The 13,014-nt window shown below is 35.3% G+C and carries 15 protein-coding genes; 4 read left to right on the forward strand and 11 right to left on the reverse strand.

What is annotated here, in order from left to right; all coding sequences use genetic code 11:
* Nucleotide 1: 1 nt before the first annotated feature.
* The gene (locus E7Z81_RS01145) at nucleotides 2-433 is read right to left on the reverse strand and encodes a peptidylprolyl isomerase (RefSeq protein ID WP_292743077.1); all 432 of its coding nucleotides are present in this window, start codon (nucleotides 431-433) and stop codon (nucleotides 2-4) included.
* Nucleotides 434-502: 69 nt separating this feature from the next.
* Here E7Z81_RS01145 and E7Z81_RS01150 point away from each other — a divergent pair, with 69 nt between their 5' ends.
* Entirely contained in the window at nucleotides 503-1,663 is a 1,161-nt protein-coding gene (locus E7Z81_RS01150; protein WP_292743079.1) for an acetylornithine transaminase, read from the forward strand.
* A gap of 8 nt (nucleotides 1,664-1,671) precedes the next feature.
* A complete protein-coding gene (locus E7Z81_RS01155) occupies nucleotides 1,672-2,373 on the forward strand; it encodes a hypothetical protein (RefSeq protein ID WP_292743081.1) in 702 nt (233 codons plus the stop codon).
* On the opposite strand, the gene E7Z81_RS01160 is transcribed toward E7Z81_RS01155, so the two are convergent.
* Together E7Z81_RS01160 and E7Z81_RS01165 are read right to left on the reverse strand one after the other, a co-directional pair.
* A complete protein-coding gene (locus tag E7Z81_RS01160) occupies nucleotides 2,370-2,768 on the reverse strand; it encodes an NUDIX domain-containing protein (protein WP_292743083.1) in 399 nt (132 codons plus the stop codon). The two genes, E7Z81_RS01155 and E7Z81_RS01160, sit on opposite strands and share 4 nt — an antisense overlap.
* A gap of 33 nt (nucleotides 2,769-2,801) precedes the next feature.
* Nucleotides 2,802-3,587 carry a hypothetical protein gene (locus tag E7Z81_RS01165; protein ID WP_292743085.1) on the reverse strand — a complete coding sequence of 262 codons (786 nt, stop codon included), beginning with the start codon at nucleotides 3,585-3,587 and terminating at the stop codon, nucleotides 2,802-2,804.
* Between the two features lie 119 nt (nucleotides 3,588-3,706).
* Between E7Z81_RS01165 and lysA the strand changes: the two genes are divergently transcribed.
* Both lysA and dapF read left to right on the forward strand, forming a co-directional pair.
* Nucleotides 3,707-4,990, forward strand: a complete 1,284-nt coding sequence (lysA, locus tag E7Z81_RS01170) for a diaminopimelate decarboxylase (RefSeq protein ID WP_292743087.1) — start codon at nucleotides 3,707-3,709, stop codon at nucleotides 4,988-4,990.
* A 9-nt stretch (nucleotides 4,991-4,999) separates the two neighbouring features.
* On the forward strand, nucleotides 5,000-5,860 hold the full coding sequence (gene dapF / locus E7Z81_RS01175) for a diaminopimelate epimerase (RefSeq protein ID WP_292743089.1): 861 nt from the start codon (nucleotides 5,000-5,002) through the stop codon (nucleotides 5,858-5,860).
* Nucleotides 5,861-5,872: 12 nt separating this feature from the next.
* Here the strand turns inward: dapF and E7Z81_RS01180 are convergent, their stop codons facing one another.
* From E7Z81_RS01180 to nrdD, 8 genes are all read right to left on the reverse strand, one after another.
* Nucleotides 5,873-6,031, reverse strand: coding sequence for a hypothetical protein (locus tag E7Z81_RS01180; protein WP_292743091.1), 159 nt, complete (start codon nucleotides 6,029-6,031; stop codon nucleotides 5,873-5,875).
* A gap of 10 nt (nucleotides 6,032-6,041) precedes the next feature.
* Nucleotides 6,042-6,626 (reverse strand): HemK2/MTQ2 family protein methyltransferase, encoded by a 585-nt coding sequence (locus tag E7Z81_RS01185; protein ID WP_292743093.1) that lies wholly within the window; start codon nucleotides 6,624-6,626, stop codon nucleotides 6,042-6,044.
* Between the two features lie 5 nt (nucleotides 6,627-6,631).
* A complete protein-coding gene (rsmA, locus tag E7Z81_RS01190; RefSeq protein WP_292743095.1) occupies nucleotides 6,632-7,495 on the reverse strand; it encodes a 16S rRNA (adenine(1518)-N(6)/adenine(1519)-N(6))-dimethyltransferase RsmA in 864 nt (287 codons plus the stop codon).
* Nucleotides 7,496-7,504: 9 nt separating this feature from the next.
* Entirely contained in the window at nucleotides 7,505-8,128 is a 624-nt protein-coding gene (locus tag E7Z81_RS01195; protein ID WP_292743097.1) for a DUF655 domain-containing protein, read from the reverse strand.
* A gap of 150 nt (nucleotides 8,129-8,278) precedes the next feature.
* A complete protein-coding gene (locus tag E7Z81_RS01200) occupies nucleotides 8,279-8,623 on the reverse strand; it encodes an RNA polymerase Rpb4 family protein (RefSeq protein ID WP_292743099.1) in 345 nt (114 codons plus the stop codon).
* A gap of 5 nt (nucleotides 8,624-8,628) precedes the next feature.
* On the reverse strand, nucleotides 8,629-8,919 hold the full coding sequence (locus tag E7Z81_RS01205) for a 50S ribosomal protein L21e (RefSeq protein ID WP_292743101.1): 291 nt from the start codon (nucleotides 8,917-8,919) through the stop codon (nucleotides 8,629-8,631).
* A gap of 268 nt (nucleotides 8,920-9,187) precedes the next feature.
* Nucleotides 9,188-10,552, reverse strand: coding sequence for a hypothetical protein (locus tag E7Z81_RS01210; protein WP_292743103.1), 1,365 nt, complete (start codon nucleotides 10,550-10,552; stop codon nucleotides 9,188-9,190).
* A gap of 143 nt (nucleotides 10,553-10,695) precedes the next feature.
* Nucleotides 10,696-13,014 carry an anaerobic ribonucleoside-triphosphate reductase gene (gene nrdD / locus E7Z81_RS01215; protein ID WP_292743105.1) on the reverse strand — a complete coding sequence of 773 codons (2,319 nt, stop codon included), beginning with the start codon at nucleotides 13,012-13,014 and terminating at the stop codon, nucleotides 10,696-10,698.

Below are 13,014 nucleotides of genomic sequence, written 5' to 3' on the forward strand. Positions count from 1 at the left end.
ATTATCTTTCTTCAACGGTCACTCTGTTCATTTTGTCTCCTTGACGGATTGCATTAACAACATCTTGACCTTCAATAACTTGACCGAATACAGTGTGTACTCCGTCTAAGTGTGGTTGTGGTGAGTGAGTAATAAAGAATTGGCTTCCACCGGTGTCTTTACCTGCGTGTGCCATGGATAGAGCACCAGTACCGTGTCTGTGTGGGTTTCCTTCGGTTTCACATTTGATTGTGTAACCTGGTCCGCCAGTACCGTCTCCTCTAGGACAGCCTCCCTGAATTACAAAGTTAGGAATAACTCTGTGGAAGGTTAATCCGTCATAGAAACCTTCTTTGATTAATTTTTCAAAGTTAGCTACAGTTCCAGGTGCTTCATTCGGGAAGAGTTCTAAAACAATGTTCCCTTTATCAGTTTCAATAGTTGCGACTTTCATTTTATCACCTATTTTTATATAATACTATTACTATAAGTATTATTGAATAAATAGTTAATGGAGGATAAAATGAATACTCAGGATTTAATTAAGATTGAAGATGATTATTTCATTAACACTTTCACAAGACAGCCTGTCGTATTGGACCACGGTGATGGTGTTAAAGTAACTGATATTGATGGAAATGAATATATTGACATGTTTGCAGGTATTGCAGTTAATGCTTTAGGTCACAATCATCCTGCATTGGTTAAAGCTATTCAGGACCAGGCAGAAAAGCTCATTCACATTTCAAGCATTTACTACAACGAACCTGCTTTAATTTACGCTAAAAAATTAATTGACAAAACCAGCTTTGACAGAATATTTTATGCAAACAGTGGAGCTGAAGCAAACGAAGGAGCTATCAAGTTAGCTGTCAAATACACTGGAAAAAGCGAAATCATATCAACCGTAGATTCATTCCACGGAAGAACAATAATGACTCTCGCTGCAACAGGTCATGAAGAATATCATGAACCATTCAAGGCAGTAATGCCAAAAGGATTCATCAACGTACCATACAATGACATCGATGCAATCAAAGAGGCAATCACTGAAAATACTGCAGCTATTATTGTTGAACCTATCCAAGGGGAAGGCGGAGTAAACGTCCCTGACAAAGATTACTTAAAACAAATCGAAGAAATCTGCCATGAAAAGGATATTGTTTTCATTGTGGATGAAGTACAAACCGGATTTGGAAGATGCGGAACATTATTCGCCCATGAACTTTTTGACGTTAAACCTGACATAATGACCATGGCTAAAGGAATAGGTGGAGGAGTCCCAATGGGAGGAATCCTTGCAACCGAAAAAGTAGCAAGCGCATTTGTACCGGGAGATCACGGAACCACATTTGGTGGAGGACCTTTAGTCTGTGCAGCTGCAAATGCAGTACTGGACACTTTCGATGAAGAAAACATCCTTGACAATGTTAATGAAGTCGGCGAATACTTCATTGAAGAGTTGAAAAAATTAGACAAAGAAATCATTGCTGATGTAAGAGGTAAAGGTCTAATGGTCGGTTTGGAACTGACCAAACCTGGAGCAGAATACGTTGATAAACTCAGAGAAGCAGGATTTTTAATTAACTGCACTGCAGGTAATGTATTAAGATTTGTTCCACCACTGATAATTACCAAAGAAGACATCGATGAATTTGTTAAAGCTTTAGACGAAATATTATAGGTGATTTAATGGGTGTCCATAATGAATATTCATGCAGCGAATGCGGATTTAAATTGGAGGATTCTTCAAATATCTTCTGGATAGATTTTGACAGAAATGTTCATGTGGATATTTTAACCGTTAAAGCATCTTCTGAAGCTTCCAAAGCTCTGGTTTCTGGAGGAATCTATAAATATTACTGTTATAACTGCGGGGAAGTTATCTATAACTTCCATATAACCTCTAAAGAAGAAGCTATTCGCAATGAGGAAATTATTTTCCTTCTTGAGAAACTTGACAAAAATGTTAAAATCATCGATTTCGACGCCAAATTCCAAAACTGCATAGAATGCGGCAAAAATCTTGATTTGAAAATGAAAAAATCATTTGCGCTTGACAGTGAAGGAAACTTCTGCATAGACGATCCGAAATTAAATGACTTTTCAGACAAGATGCTGGATTTAAGCGGTAAATACTACGGTTATTACTGTAAGGACTGTTCAAAGCAAATCAACAAATTTGTAATTTTTGAAAACAATGCAGATTTGGATGAGTCTTTAATAAAAGAGATTTTGGAAGACCATACCAATGAACTGACAGTATTTCTTGATGACACTTATGCGTTATGCCCTCATTGCGGGGGAGAACTCAGCGTATTGGGAGAATCTTCTAAATGTCCAAGCTGCAAAAAAGGCGAATTGAAATTGGTTAATCGAACCTTCATCGACTAGATTTCCCAATTTCTTTTTTCTAATAATTTTTTAAGTGATGTTGAAATCTCTAATGTTCTGATTTCATCCAGACTTGCCCACATCCACTCTGTGTGCTCATCACTGATTTTAACTTCACCTTCAACCTCATCAAAATACATCATAATCTGCACGGTACGCTTGTGCATGTAGTCGTTTTGAACTGCATCGCAAAAGTCACCAACTTTAACGTCAAGATTTGTTTCCTCCTTGATTTCACGTACAAGCGCATCTGCGAAAAATTCTCCCTTTTCAACCTTGCCTCCGGGCAATTCCCACATTTCAGGGTCGGTTCTGCTTTTCGGATGTCTTTTGACGATTAGGATTTTATCATTATTTTTGATTATTCCTCTAACGGTAAGTCCATATGCTTTCATATTGTTATTTTAAATGAAATAGGATAAGAATTTTTAGTATGTCATTCCCCTAAATACCCCTATTGCCAGTGATGTTAAAAAGACGGTAGTTATGAAAAATATTGAAGGGAATGCAATATATGCAAATATAAAGAAAATTAATGCAAAAATCAGTTCGCTTCTATGTCCGTCCAGTTCTATTTGGTAATACTCGGCCAGTTCGTATATTATCGGAAATATGATGAATGAGGCCGTAATCCATATGATTTCATAAACATGACCGTAAGGCGCCAGGATGTACATAATTACAGGAACAGTGATGAAACTGACTATTCCGCTGTTAATTTCTTCATATGGTAAATATTTTTTCAGATATATGTTTGGCCATAGGGATGCGGAATATAATATGCATGCAGGCCATGAATACTGCCCGAAACTCAAGATCAATCCGGCTATCAGTCCGCATAAATAGAATGCATTGACACTCACGTTTACATTGCGCTTAAGCAATATCAGCAGTATGACTGAGTTGAGTGAGTATGCAAGGAAAAGCAATTCCATAAACAGGTCAATATTTAAGAATAAGAGTATTATAAATCCGATGAAATATGAAATTGCATTTGATACTGAGCAAACGTTAAATGTATATTTTTCCTGCTTTTCAAGTAAAAAGTTGCTTATTTTAGGAATAACTAATGCAGTTAACACAGATACTGCCGCCAAAACTATGAATTCGGAGGTATCCGAAGATACGGCTGTGCATATTATCAAAAGCAGCGGGACGCATATTATGTTATAGTCTGTAATTTTTGATATTCCCTTAATAAGTTTTGTAAACATTATTTTACATTATGTTCTTTTAATTTAAACTTCTATCGGCAAAATCCTTTCCTTCATTAGTTTTAAATAGCTTAAACTAAATATTTTTATACATAATGTAACTTTTTAGGAGTTTTATTATGGATTTAAATATTAAAGTAAACGATAAAAACCATTTAGATATAGGCGGTGCCGATGCATTAGACATCGCAGAAGAATTCGGAACTCCAACCTATGTAATTGACGAGAATAGGATAAGAGATAACTATAACAGATTTTACTCTGCTTTTTCAAAATACTATTCTGATTTTAAAGTGTTTTACGCATGTAAAGCAAATACCAACATTGCCGTAATGAAAATATTGGAAAGCGAAGGATGCTGCATTGATGCAGTTTCCCCTGGAGAAGTTCACATTGCAAAAATGCTCGGATTTTCAGGTGACAGAATATTATTCACAGGTAACAACATTACCAATGACGAGTTAAAATTCGTTCACGATGAAGGTGCTGTTTTAAACATCGATTCCGTATCAGCACTTAACAGATTAGCTAAAATGGTTGACCCTGAAGGGCTAAAAATATCTTTCAGAGTAAACCCGATGGTTGGTGCAGGACACCATGACCACTGTATCACTGGTGGAGTAATGAGTAAATTTGGTATAATGGACAATGAAGCTGTTGAAGTTTATACCATGGCTAAAGAATTAGGATTTAATCCTGTCGGTATGCACTCACACATCGGATCCGGAATCCTGGACCCTGAACCATTTAAACTCGCAATCGAATCCACAATGGACATTGCAGGTAAAGTTCACCAGGAAGCTGGAATCGACTTTGAATTCGTTGATTTCGGTGGAGGTGTAGGAATTCCATACACTCCTGAAGAAAACATTGTTGACTTGGACAAGTTTGCAGAAGTCAATGTGGGACTTTTCAAAGAAAAACTTGAAGCATATGATATGGGCAACCCAACAATGTATCTTGAACCTGGAAGATACCTGGTTGGAGATGCAGCTGTCCTTTTAGTAACTGTAAACAGTGTAAAACAAAGCTACAGAAAATTCATAGGTGTAGACGCTGGTTTCCACACACTCTTAAGACCGGCAATGTATGATTCATACCACCACATTGTAGATGCAAGCAAAATGGACGCTCCAAATACTCAGGAAGTGGACATTGCAGGTAACGTATGTGAATCCGGAGATTTATTCGCACGTGACAGGCCGATGCCTGACGTTGAAGAAGGAGATGTATTGGGTATAATGAATGCAGGTGCATACGGATTTACAATGTCATCCAACTACAATTCAAGACCATTATGTTCTGAAATACTGGTCACTGACGGCAAATGCAATGTAGTACGTGAAAGAGAAACCTTTGAAGACTTATATGCAAAACAAAGCATTCCACCACATTTAAAATAAGTTGATAGCATGGTAGATTTAAAAGGACTGAAATTTTCAAAAATGCACGGAATAGGTAATGACTTTCCAATAATCGATGAAAGCAAAGGAGAAGTCATTCCCGAAGCAGACAAACCAGAAGCATGCAGAATACTATGTCACAGAAATTTCGGTGTAGGCGGAGATGGAGTACTGTTTGTAGAGCCATCTGAAGTAGCTGACATTGGATACAGAATGTTCAATCCTGACGGAAGCGAAGCTGAAATGTGCGGAAACGGTATAAGATGCTTTGGAGATTTCGTATACAGAAAAGGCATTTTAAAACAGGAAAAAATGACCGTTGAAACCAGAGCAGGAATCAAAACAATTGAAATCACATTGGAAGATGATGAACCTGTACTGTTCAAAGTGGACATGGGTTTATCCACCTTTAAAACTCCTAAAATTCCAATGACTTCAGATAAGGAAGAGTTCCTCGACGGTGAGCTTGAAGTTCTTGATACCACTTTCAATGTAACTGCAATCAGTGTCGGAAATCCTCACGCAATAATCTTTGTCGATAATGTTGATGAAGTTGACATTAACAAATACGGTCCTGCAATTGAGGCTCATGAAGTTTTCCCTGAAAAGATTAATGTGCACTTCGTTGAAGTCATATCCAAAAACGAAGGAAAAATGATTACATGGGAAAGAGGTGCCGGCGTAACATTGGCATGCGGTACCGGTGCAACATCCACAGCCATTTCAGGTTTCAAGTTAGGCCTGTTTGAAGAAAATGTATTGCTTCAGCTGCCTGGCGGTGACTTAAACTTTACAGTTTATGAAAAAGAGGATGCTCTCGGAGCCTTCATGGAAGGTCCTGCAGAGCTTGTTTTCGATGGAGAATTCTAATTCTCCTTTTTTTTAATTATTTTTTCTCATATATCCAGTTATCATCATCAAAATTGCTACAATAATAAGCAGTATTCCTAAATATGCGTATTTTGTTGTAATCAAAAGGAATATCACAGCAATAATTAAAAATACAACTCCTATAATTATTGATTTCATTCCGCTGTCCATATTTTCACCTCTATATTTTATATGCATTAATTAATGTGATATCTTCAAAAAAGAAATGTTCTTTAGCTTTAATTTCAGCTATAAAACCTAGTTTATCCAACATTTCAAGAGTCATGTCATTGTCTGAAAATGAAGACTGTATCACCTGGACAATTCCACCATCATTTAAATAATTTGACACTTCATTTAAAAATAAATCTATGACTTTCCTACCATTTAATCCACCGTCGAATGCATAATTTAAATTGCTATCAATAACTTCGTCTTCTTCGGTAGGCAGATATGGAGTATTAAATAAAATTACATCAAACTTTCTATTTTTCACAGGTTCGAAAAGGTTTCCAAACAATATTTCAATGTTTTCAATTCCGTTTGCCTCGAAGTTTTTTCTCGCAAGCTCACAGGCATCGAAGTTAATGTCTGTAACTGTAATTTTGTCTGTCAGTTTTGAAGCGTACATTGCAACAATTCCGGAACCTGTTCCTATTTCCAAAACGCTTTGTCCTTCTTTTATTTCCAGATTTTCTGCAAGTAAATAGCTGTCTTCTGCTGGAATGTAAACGTTTTCATCAGTATTTAAAACAAATTCGCTCATCGTATCTACTCACTTAAAATTAGGTTCAGCTCTTTTGATAAAAACAGTATCTCTTCAGGCTCGATTGCAATGACCCTTTTTTTAAGATATTCTTCAATCTCCTCATTTTCAATGGAGTTGATCTTGTTTTTCATCTCTTTTTTATCCAGATTGCAGATGATATGTCTTGAATCGATCAGTGCATTTCTGATTTTTTTGTTTCTATGCTGAAATAGAGCCTTTGTATAATTCGAATAAACTTTAAATTCATCCTTTGAGATTTTATTCTCTTTAGGTGTTAGCTTCACGACTGTTGAGTCAATTTTAGGCTTTGGAATGAAGCTTTCGGAACTGACGTCTGTTAAAGTTTCAACGTCGCATTTAAAATAAAGCATGGCGGACAGCCTTGAATAGTCCTTGCTTCCAACTTTGCCGTTCATGCGGCTTGCAAATTCCTTTTGATACATCAGGACTGCCAGGTCAAAATCGTAATTTAAAAATTTAAATGTGATTGGTGATGAAATCTGATAAGGTAGATTTGAGATGATTTTGTTGAATTTTGGAAAATCAACATTCAGTGCATCATCGTTTATTAGCTCTACATTATCGATTTTTTCTTCTTTAAGTCTTTCACTCAGTATGTTGGCTATCTTTGTGTCTTGCTCGATAGCTATTACTTTTCCAGCTTTTTTGGCAAGTTCGATTGTTAAAGTTCCAATTCCAGTTCCTATCTCTAATACAACATCATCTTTAGTGAGATTTGCAAAATTGATTATCTGGTCTCTTTTATTTCTGTCGATTAAATAATTCTGACCAAGATTTTTATTTAACGTTATCCCATATCTGTTTAGAATGTTTTTAGTTGTTTTAGATAAAGACTCATTAGTCAAATTATCACTTTATCTTCTAGGTTTTCTTGGAGCTTGAGTGAATATGTAATATTTATTTTTACCTCTTCTGACAGTGGAGGTATCCAATTCCTGTTTAACTCTGTTAACAATCATGCCTGCGGGATCGGTTAATGTTGGAAGTCTTTTGGTAATGTCTTCAAAACTTTCAAAAGGCTTTTCCTCTCTTGCTTTAATAATGTCCCACATGTATTTTTTACCAATTCCTGGAATTAACTCTAAACTGTGAAGTCTTGTACTTAATGAATCTGCAGTATTAAAGAAATCAACGTATTTCTGTTCGTTTGCTTCTACAATGTCCCGAATTGCATATTCCAATTCGATTCTACTGGTTGCGGTTAAATTTTCGAAATTCAGTTTGCCTAAAACCCTATAGATTTTATCTCTTTTGCCTTTTCCTATGTAAACAGTATCTTGAATTTCCAAATCCACACCAGTCTTTGGAGCTAATTCTAGTAAAGTGAATTGTTCTGTACCAATAGCTTGAGCAATAGCTTTTCCACCAAATTTGGACATGTCTGATTTAACATATCCTCTACTTAAATAATCAAGTATTACAGCATTTTCTTCTTTTTTCACTGCTGGCGCTCTCTCTTTTTTGTTATTATTATTCATGTTATCACTTCACTATTGTTTTTCATCGGCCAAAATTTGACCTAAGATTAATATTATTTATAGTTATTATTTTTAAATGTAATAAACATATCTAAAAAAAGGCGGTTAAATGAGTTTAAAAATAAGTAAAAAAAAGGAATAGTTTTGCAACTATTCAATAATATCATATTGTTCTAAAAGTTCAAGAATTTTTTCCATGTCTTCTTTGCTGAATTGACCTGGTTCTTTTGCAAAAATTAATCTTAAGTCAGCTAAATCCTGTGGAACTAAATCTACAATATGAACTGCTACTTTTGGTCTTAAATTGAATTCACTTTGAAGCTTTTCGATAATCTCTTCGGAATCTTCAACGGAATATCTTTTAAACCTTGCAAGATGGTTTAAAGTAATGTTCTGTTCATAATTCAGTTCGTTATCTTCTGAAAATTCTTCGAGAACTTCTTTAACTTTAGCACCTGAAATAGGTTCAGTTTCAATAACTTCTTTTCCAATCATAAAACTCAGTTTTGTAATTTTAAGTGGTCAGGTCTTACAATTAATTCTTTTGCTTTGTTTCCATCTTTTAAAGCAACTAAGTAAGCTTTACCTTTTTGTCCTACGATTTTACCGGTTTTACCGTGGAATCTAGGAGCAGGTTGACCTTTTTGAATACTTGGGTTAATAGTAATGTGAACTAAGTCTCCTTCATTAAATTTTTGGAGCCTGTTTGTAATAGGGTTAGTTCTTCCCGGTCTTTGTACTTTAGTCATTTTTTTTCTTGATCTACTTTTTAATCCTCTTGATCTTTGCATGATATAACCTCTAATCAGTTCTGTCTGGGTATAAGTCTATGTTATCAGCGATCTAGTATTGTAAAAGCCCATAAATACTAGTAACATAGAGTATTAAAATAATGAATTATCATTCAGTGATATGATAATATTATATTTTTAGATTAATATCATTAATATACTTTTAGTTTTTTGCGGATTTTTCAAAAAATTTGTGGATTTGAAATTTTTTTTTAATTGTTGTGCTAAAATTTTTAAAAATAAAAAAAGAGGAGGAATGTTATTCCTCTTAACGTTTGACTTTTAAGGTTGTTTTAACAGTGTTTTTAAGGTAGGTAACTTTCATGATGTATTTTTTACCTACTTTAAGTTTGCTGATAACGCTTTTCTTAACGGTGAATTTAGCTATTCCATATTTATTGGTTTTGGCAGTTAATTTCTTACCGTTAATGCTGAGTGTTATCTTTTTGTTTTTAAGCGCTGTCTTTCCGTTTTTGAGTGTTGCTTTAACGGTTAGTTTTTTAGCGGATTTTTTGACAGTGTATTTGCTGGTTTTAAGGTTCTGTTTTACCTTAATTGTTTTTGTAATGCTTTGTCCCTTGTATGTTGCAGTCAATTTGTAGGTACCCGGCTTTAAGGTGCTTGGTATCTTAAATGAAATAAGGCCTTTAGCATTTGTTTTGACCTTGTAGGTTTGTTTGTTGAGTTTAATGGTAACTAGCTGGTTTTGGCCAACCGCCTGACCATTGTCCCCAATGATGTATGCTGTAAATTTAGACCCGTCATAATAATACATTGCAATATTTTTAGGATTCACAAACCTTGATACAACTGTAATTTTGCTTGTTTTAACATCTCCGTTTGACGGATTAACAACATTAATTATTTGAGGTTGTGTCAGTTTAGTGAACTTGACGGTTATATAACCCATCTCGTCGGTTGTGTAGTTTTTGCTTTTATTGTTAACTGACACTGAAACTGCAGTTTTGTTCAGCGGATTGCCGGCAGGGTCCAATACCTGCAGTTTATAGTCATAATTGCTGTTGATTCCTCTTACGGCATCATTGGAAATAATGGTACTTTTTATTTCTATATAGTTGAGAATGGTCATGTTTTTGTATGTTGTTGAGATAACATACTTTCCTACATCTCTATCAATATTCAATTTGGCGGATCCGTTCACTGATTTGACAGTGTAGTTTTTATCACCAAACTGGAAAAGGACTTCTTCACCATCATCAACTTCTGCAACGAATGGAGCATCACTTCCATAGTATTTCACCAGATTTTGAGTAATATTTAAATCTGAAACTGTGTATGCTTTTAAAATGGCCACTGCATTTGAAGTCTTCAGCTCATAATATGTTGTGCCGTTGTTGGTACTGTAAAATGATTGGCCCTTTTCAACATGAATTCTAAGGTTAGTGACAACGTGAAGTATATTTCTAAATGCTATTTTGAAATTGTCTCCTTTCTTGATTTGAATGAATTTGTTCAGTTTGATTGTTTCATATCCTCCAAAAGTACTTACTCCTTCATGGTTATATACAGGTACGTCATTGACATATATTGAAAATGCATATTTGTCACCGGAATTTTTAAAGTAGGTTCCAACGGCCGCAATCACTCTCTTAAACATTATAATGTTATACATAATTATGTTTATTTTGTAAAATATTTAAGTTTATTCAAAAAAGTTCAATAACTTTTCAATTAATGTTTTGAAAAAAAGCAGTCTGGGTATAATTATGGATGGTTTTTGGTGTTTAAAAAAAATGGTGTGAAGAAGATAACTGTTTAGTTATCTTCGAATCTTCTTCTGTCAATTAATTCTTGACGTTTACCTGGGTTCCAACCACCAGATGCAGATTTTGCACGTCCAACTTGTTGTACGTATCCGGTAATTCTGTCATACCATTCAACATCTTCGCTTTCACCGCAGGTAGGACAAGTATTATTTAATCCTTTCATTAAGGTTTTACATTTTAAACAGAAACTTAATGCTGAGCTGTAAGCCCAGAATCCGATATCGGATTTTCTTGCAATTTTGTTAGTTAAACTCATTAATGAATCTGGATCGGAGTATGATTCTCCCATGAATGCATGGAAGATATGTCCACCAGGAGTTATACTGTGATATTGTTCTTCAATTTTGATTTTTTCAATTAAGGATAATCCTGTGTCTACTGGTACGTGTGAGGAGTTGGTGTAGTAGTTTGCATTTCCTTCTCCCTGTACGATAGCTTGGTCTCCGAATTGTTTTTTATCGAGAGTTGCAAATCTGTAAGCAGTAGATTCAGCAGGAGTTTGAATTACAGACCATCTGAGTCCAGTTTCATCTTTTAATTGGTTAGCTCTATCGTTAATGTAGTTTATACATTTTACACCGAATTTATTGGATTCAGGATTTTCAATACCTTCGCCGAATAAGGATAATAACATTTCGTTAAGTCCAACAAAACCAAAGGATAATGTTGAATTTTCGATTCTGTAGTATGATTCTTCTCCTACTTTTTGTTTTAAGAATGGTAAGATGTGGAAATCATTTAAACATTTTAATCCTTGTTCTCTTCTAAGCATTAAAGTTTCAACAGCCAAGTCCATGTATTCATCTAAGTATTCGAATACTTGGTTTTCATCTTTGGATTGGTATCCGATTCTTGGTAAGTTTAATGTAACGTATGCAAGGTTACCGGTTCTTAAACAGTCTTTATCCCAGTCTCCAGTCCAGGTATCTTGTAAACAGGTTCTGCATCCCATGTAGTTTGCCATTTGGCCTCTGTATTCAGGGAACATGTTTACAAAGTAGGATGAACCGTATTTAGCAGATAATTCGTGGACTAAACGGAGGTCATCTTCGTATTCACTGGTCATTGTTTCAGGTCTTAAGGTGTAAATTGTATTTGGGAATAAATGAGGTTTACCTTCGTTGTCTCCTGCGAGTAATGTTTCAGTGAATGCTCTTTGGATTAATCTGGTTTCTTCTTCAAAATCAGCGTAGGTTCCTACAACCTGACCTTTTGGTCCGTATGCGGTTTCTTCTTTTAAGAAGTCAGGAACACCGAATTCCAGTGCCATACTTGTGAATGGTACTTGGGATCCTCTTGCTGCATAAGCCATATTTAAGTTGTAAACAAGCATTTGTACAGCCTGTTTGATTTCATCATAAGTTCTGCCTCTTGCAAATGGTGCAACGAATACGTTCCAGAGGGACATTGATTGTCCACCGGACATGTTTTGTTGTGCTGCAAGCATGATTTCACCAGTGTGGTTCATTAAAGTTTCCATGTGGTTTGGTGCACCTGCAATGGAGGTGTGGTCACCGGTACCGTCTACTTTAAGTCCGTATTTGATGAATGTTCTTATATCATGCTGGAGACAGTTTAGAGGTCTTCCTGCGAAGAATTCTAAATCGTGAATGTGAATGTCACCGGACATGTGTGCGTCTGCTAGGTGTGCAGGTAACATTTTTAATAAAGCGTATTGTTTTAATGCTTCGTCTGCTACATGTTTGTGAATACTTTCTGGGTTGTGAATCATGTTTGCGTTATCCCTGTTACCGTTTTCGATGAGTGATGTAATGTTGTATACAGGAATACCTAAACGGGTGTAACGGCTTCTTAAGTCTTCTAAACCGTATTCAATTAATTTTGTGTTAACCATTTCCCTGATCATTGGAGCGGTTAAGTATTCTACATTTAATTTTTTGAGTTCTTTCCAGGTTTCAGTAGCAATTTCAAAAGCAGTTTCTTGGCTAGCACCGGTTTCTTCAATCAGGGTGTTAGCGATTTTTGATAAGTCAAATGCTTCAATAGTATCTCTTGAAGTACGTACTTTTAATTGGGTACTTGCTAAGTATTTGTTTGCGATTTCAGGGTCGATATCTTCTAAACATTCGTGAACTATTTTTTTGATTTCTTTGGTTTTAATTCCATCGTATAATTGGGATACTACTGTAGCTACGATTTTATCAGATTCAAAGAATGGGGTTTCTACCATTACTAATGATTTTACTAGCTTTTCATAGCTAAATCTTTCTTTAATACCGTTATTCTTTTCTACATTGATTTTAACGGTTTCATTTAATTTATTTCCTAGTTCTGAAATTTTTTCCAT

It is taken from the genome of Methanobrevibacter sp., from assembly GCF_015062935.1.
GTDB lineage: Archaea > Methanobacteriota > Methanobacteria > Methanobacteriales > Methanobacteriaceae > Methanocatella.

What these genes read in the sequence shown, in the direction of transcription:
- E7Z81_RS01145 (WP_292743077.1), bottom strand. Translation starts at nt 433, where the DNA reads ATGAAAGTCGCAACTATTGAAACTGATAAAGGGAACATTGTTTTAGAA.
- E7Z81_RS01150 (WP_292743079.1), top strand. Translation starts at nt 503, where the DNA reads ATGAATACTCAGGATTTAATTAAGATTGAAGATGATTATTTCATTAAC.
- E7Z81_RS01155 (WP_292743081.1), top strand. Translation starts at nt 1,672, where the DNA reads ATGGGTGTCCATAATGAATATTCATGCAGCGAATGCGGATTTAAATTG.
- E7Z81_RS01160 (WP_292743083.1), bottom strand. Translation starts at nt 2,768, where the DNA reads ATGAAAGCATATGGACTTACCGTTAGAGGAATAATCAAAAATAATGAT.
- E7Z81_RS01165 (WP_292743085.1), bottom strand. Translation starts at nt 3,587, where the DNA reads ATGTTTACAAAACTTATTAAGGGAATATCAAAAATTACAGACTATAAC.
- lysA (WP_292743087.1), top strand. Translation starts at nt 3,707, where the DNA reads ATGGATTTAAATATTAAAGTAAACGATAAAAACCATTTAGATATAGGC.
- dapF (WP_292743089.1), top strand. Translation starts at nt 5,000, where the DNA reads ATGGTAGATTTAAAAGGACTGAAATTTTCAAAAATGCACGGAATAGGT.
- E7Z81_RS01180 (WP_292743091.1), bottom strand. Translation starts at nt 6,031, where the DNA reads ATGGACAGCGGAATGAAATCAATAATTATAGGAGTTGTATTTTTAATT.
- E7Z81_RS01185 (WP_292743093.1), bottom strand. Translation starts at nt 6,626, where the DNA reads ATGAGCGAATTTGTTTTAAATACTGATGAAAACGTTTACATTCCAGCA.
- E7Z81_RS01195 (WP_292743097.1), bottom strand. Translation starts at nt 8,128, where the DNA reads ATGAATAATAATAACAAAAAAGAGAGAGCGCCAGCAGTGAAAAAAGAA.
- E7Z81_RS01200 (WP_292743099.1), bottom strand. Translation starts at nt 8,623, where the DNA reads ATGATTGGAAAAGAAGTTATTGAAACTGAACCTATTTCAGGTGCTAAA.
- E7Z81_RS01205 (WP_292743101.1), bottom strand. Translation starts at nt 8,919, where the DNA reads ATGCAAAGATCAAGAGGATTAAAAAGTAGATCAAGAAAAAAAATGACT.
- E7Z81_RS01210 (WP_292743103.1), bottom strand. Translation starts at nt 10,552, where the DNA reads ATGTATAACATTATAATGTTTAAGAGAGTGATTGCGGCCGTTGGAACC.
- nrdD (WP_292743105.1), bottom strand. Translation starts at nt 13,014, where the DNA reads ATGGAAAAAATTTCAGAACTAGGAAATAAATTAAATGAAACCGTTAAA.